We start from the raw sequence: 1,519 nt of genomic DNA, 5'->3' as shown, positions 1-1,519 counted from the left end.
GATAGAATAGGATGCTTTTTCGTAATCATATTGTTATAGAAGATTTATATACTTATGCTACGCTGCGATACTCTTCTTCTTTTTCTTTTTTCTGCTTAGGTGCTTGAATTAAAATTGCGATAATGAATGACACGACACATAATACACCTATTACCATGAACGTTGGTTTGAATCCACCTAGAAGTGCACCGATAAAGGAACCTGCAAGCGCCCCAAATCCAAATCCTTGATACACAATTCCGTAGTTCTTACTATGGTTTTTCATACCGAAGAAATCACCAACAATAGCTGGGAAAATAGTGATATTTCCACCAAAGCAAAACGCTACACTTGCTACACATACGAAGTAAATACCATAATTTAAATCTACAAAACTTAGAACTAAGACTGAACTCGCCATAACAACAAAAGTACCAGTAACGATTTTTAAACGCCCAATTTTATCCGATAACGGTCCTAAAATGATACGACCTAATGTATTGAAGATTGCAACCATAGCCACCGCATTAGCAGCTGTTGCTGCGCTAAGTCCTACAAGTTGAACACCAATGTCTTTTACCATACCAATTAAGTATAAGCCACTCATACATGATGTAAATAACATGATAAATAATAAGTATACTTGTTTTGTGCCTAACATTTCTTTCGTTGTGTATTCCTCAGTTTTTGTTTCATGAACTGCTCCTTGATCTGCAGCTTGATGGATTAAACAAGCACCAATTACAATCATAGCTGTAACAATTAAACCCCAGTATATAAATGCTTGGGATACACCAACTGATTCAATCAACTGTGCGTTAACGTATTTAAAGATTAAGCTACCTGAACCATATGCAGAGACAGAAATACCAGCAATTAAACCTTTACGCTCTGGAAACCACTTTATTAAATTTGATAGTGAAGTGATATATGCTGTACCATCTGCATAACCTACAACAACTCCCGCTAGTACATAAAGTAATATTAATGAGGATGCTTGTGAGCTAAGTATTAATCCTAGTCCTAATGCTAATCCAGCTATCATAATAAGTTTACGAAGTCCCCATTTTTCTTGCAATTTACTCGCAAATAAAGTTGAAAATGCTAAAGAAAGACTAGTAATTGAGAAAGTTATCGCAACAGCGTTAAGACTCCAACCGTATTTACTAACTAAAGGCTGATTGAATAAACTCCATGTATATATCGTCCCAAGCCCCATTTGTACTATAACTGTGCCAAGGACAACAAGCCATGGATTAACAGTTGATTTTTTCATACCTTTCCGCCTCCTCTTTCTATTTCAATGCTATTCGCTAAATTTACTTTTTTTATGTTCATTTTGGTCACCTCTTTTGATTTAACACCTTCATTGTATAAGATGTTTTTGTTTATGTAAGCACTTACAAGACAGAGCGTCAAAAACGTAGAATCAGTTACAAAAAACGAAGGATGAAATACAAAAAACTACTGATTAAATACAATAGAAAAATTTTTTATACTTCAATCCACCTTATTTTTTATAAAATCACAAATTTTTTTC

At 34.2% G+C, this 1,519-nt stretch carries 1 protein-coding gene; it reads right to left on the bottom strand.

Annotated elements, in window-relative coordinates; genetic code table 11:
- Positions 1-52: 52 nt before the first annotated feature.
- The gene (locus tag ACQGS6_RS28255) at positions 53-1,255 is read right to left on the bottom strand and encodes an L-lactate MFS transporter (protein WP_000750126.1); all 1,203 of its coding nucleotides are present in this window, start codon (positions 1,253-1,255) and stop codon (positions 53-55) included.
- Positions 1,256-1,519: the final 264 nt, after the last annotated feature.

The sequence above is a fragment of the Bacillus sp. GMs2/2 genome (genome assembly GCF_050172095.1).
In the GTDB taxonomy this organism is placed as follows: Bacteria; Bacillota; Bacilli; order Bacillales; family Bacillaceae_G; genus Bacillus_A; species Bacillus_A cereus.
Note: the sequence above shows the minus strand (reverse complement) of the source record. Positions and strands in the feature narration are given on the sequence as shown.

What these genes read in the sequence shown, in the direction of transcription:
- ACQGS6_RS28255 (WP_000750126.1), bottom strand. Translation starts at nt 1,255, where the DNA reads ATGAAAAAATCAACTGTTAATCCATGGCTTGTTGTCCTTGGCACAGTT.